At 69.4% G+C, this 2,383-nt stretch carries 3 protein-coding genes and 2 pseudogenes; all 5 read right to left on the reverse strand.

Annotated features, from left to right (window positions below):
• Positions 1-223, reverse strand: a pseudogene (locus B2U11_RS00290) (RluA family pseudouridine synthase); the annotation flags it as partial.
• The gene (gene crcB / locus B2U11_RS00295; RefSeq protein WP_292068979.1) at positions 220-615 is read right to left on the reverse strand and encodes a fluoride efflux transporter CrcB; all 396 of its coding nucleotides are present in this window, start codon (positions 613-615) and stop codon (positions 220-222) included. The pseudogene B2U11_RS00290 and the gene crcB, both read right to left, overlap by 4 nt.
• Before the next feature lie 51 nt (positions 616-666).
• Positions 667-1,155, reverse strand: coding sequence for a CC0125/CC1285 family lipoprotein (locus tag B2U11_RS00300; protein ID WP_292068964.1), 489 nt, complete (start codon positions 1,153-1,155; stop codon positions 667-669).
• A gap of 51 nt (positions 1,156-1,206) precedes the next feature.
• Positions 1,207-1,932, reverse strand: coding sequence for an RluA family pseudouridine synthase (locus B2U11_RS00305; RefSeq protein ID WP_292068965.1), 726 nt, complete (start codon positions 1,930-1,932; stop codon positions 1,207-1,209).
• Positions 1,933-1,972: 40 nt separating this feature from the next.
• Positions 1,973-2,383: pseudogene (locus tag B2U11_RS00310) on the reverse strand (replication-associated recombination protein A); the annotation flags it as partial.

Raw genomic sequence — 2,383 nt, forward strand, 5'->3', positions numbered from 1 at the left:
GCGGCACGCGCACGGCCGCCCCGGCGGTCAGGCGCGCCTCGGGCTTGATCCGCCCGCCATCGACGCGAATCTGGCCGCTGCGAGCCATCTTCTGCACCTGGATGTTCGACAGATGCGGCCAGCGCCGACGGAACCAGCGGTCCAGCCGGATGCCGTCCTCGTCCTCGGCCACGTAAAGGGTCTGGACTTCGCGCTTCGGCGCGGCGGGGGCCGGATCGCTCACAGCACCGCCCCGAACGCGCGTCGGGCGATCGTCAGTCCGACGAACAGCGCCGCCATCGCCGCGACCACGGACAGACCGACATAGGCGGCCGCCAATCCCATCTGACGCCGCTCGATCATCAGGACGGCCTCCAGCGAATAGGAGGAAAAGGTGGTGAAACCACCCAGCACTCCGACCGCCGCGAACAGGCGGACGGCCTCTTGCTGCGCGCCGCCACGCATCGCCAGCCAGCCGACCAGCAGCCCCATGCACAGGCCGCCCGCGACATTGGCCAGGAAGGTGCCCCAGGGCCACGCGGCGTTGGGCGCCCACCGCCCGACCGCCAGGCCCAGCCCATAGCGAGCCATGGCCCCCAGTCCGCCGCCGGCGGCGACTATTAGCAAACGCGAGATCATGGTCGGCTTATACGACGTTCCCGCCGCCTCGCCAGTCCGCCGACAGCGTCAACGGGGAATGGAGGCCTGGATCGAATGGGCGTCATAGACGCTGGGGCGATCCGGCTTCGTCCCGCGACCCAGCACGACTTCCAGCGTGGTCGAGGTCGGCTGCGGACCGCTGAGATTCAGGCCCACCCCCACGCCGACGCCCGACGCCGAATAGCCGCCGTATCGACTGGTCCCGCCGCCGATCGAAACGCTGGGACGCACGCCCCCCGCCCCGCCCGGCCGGCCATCCGTCCACGCCTGCACCACCTCGAACCAGTCGTATCCTTCCTGGGTCGTCAGGTCGGCCGCGCGCAGCAGGGCGTAATCCGCCACGGGCCCCGGCGCGCCCACGCCATTGTAGGTCACGCGGTAGCGGTTGGATTCGATCCGTTGCTCGGAAAAGCCCTGCCCGCCCGGTCCCTGCTGGGCGCCATAGGGCGCAAGGCTCGCGCAAGCGGACAGTACCAGGGCGGAACCGACGACACCCAGAATGACGAAGCGTTTCATGACCGTGTTCTCCTTCATCCCAATAGCGTCGGGGACCGCCCCTCGTTCCCGTCACAGGCCCAAGGCGGCGCGCAATGTCTGGAAATCCCGAGGCGGCGCGGCCTCGATCGTCGCGAGCCCGCCCTCGGGGTGCGGAAAGACGAGCTTTGAGGCGTGCAGCATCAGGCGCGGCGCTGCGCCCGCTGGCGTCGTCAGGGCGCCGCCGTATCGAACGTCGCCCACCAGCGGACGCCCGATGTGGGCCATGTGCACGCGCAACTGGTGCATCCGCCCGGTCATCGGCTCCAGTTCGACCAGGGCGCCGGCCTCGGTCGCCGCCAGGGTGCGATAGCGGCTTTGCGAGGCCTGGGCCCCCGGCGCATCATCCTGCACGACGCGCATATAGCTTTCTCGCCCAACCTCCTCGCGACGCAGGGCCGCCTCGATCACGCCGGCCCGGGGTTCCGGCGCGGCCAACAGCAGGGCCTGATAGGTCTTGCGGAACTTGCGCGCCTGCAGCGCCTTGCCCAGGAAGCCGGCCGCCGGCTTGGTCTTGGCCGCCAGAATGACGCCAGAGGTGTCCCGGTCCAGCCGGTGCACCAGTTCCGGCCGCTTGCCGTTCGAGCGCGCGAAGGCCCACAGCAGATCGTCCAGCGTATGGGCCTTGATCCGCCCGCCCTGGCTGGACAGGCCGCTGGGCTTGGAGAACGCCACGACATGCGCGTCCTCGTGGACCACCCACGACCGAACGGCGGCGATCTCATCTTCGGACAGGACGACGGGCTGGCGGACGGTCATCAGCGGCTTCTAGCCCGTTCGCCCCGGTTTCGGCAGGGCGTCATGCGTCAGGTTCGCTCTGCATCCGCGCGCGCATCTCGGCCCAGCGCTCCAGCCGCGCCTTGACCTTCTCCTCGTGCCCCTCGCCCTTGGGCTTGTAGAAGGTGCGCCGCTCCATCTCGTCGGGAAAGAAGTTCGCGCCTGAAAAGCCCTCAGGGGTGTCCGGGTCATACTGATAGCCCTTGCCGTAGCCCAGCTGCTTCATCAGCTTGGTCGGGGCGTTGCGGATATGGGCGGGCGGCATCAGGGAGCCGGTCTCGTGCGCCGCCCTCTTCGCCGCCTTGAAGGCCTCATAGACCCCGACCGACTTGGGCGCTGTGGCCAGGTGCACCACGGCCTGGGCCAGGGCCAGTTCGCCCTCCGGACTGCCCAGAAAGTCGTAGGTGTCCTTGGCCGCATTGGCGACCAGGAT

It is taken from the genome of Brevundimonas sp. UBA7534, from assembly GCF_002479325.1.
Classification (GTDB): Bacteria; Pseudomonadota; Alphaproteobacteria; order Caulobacterales; family Caulobacteraceae; genus Brevundimonas.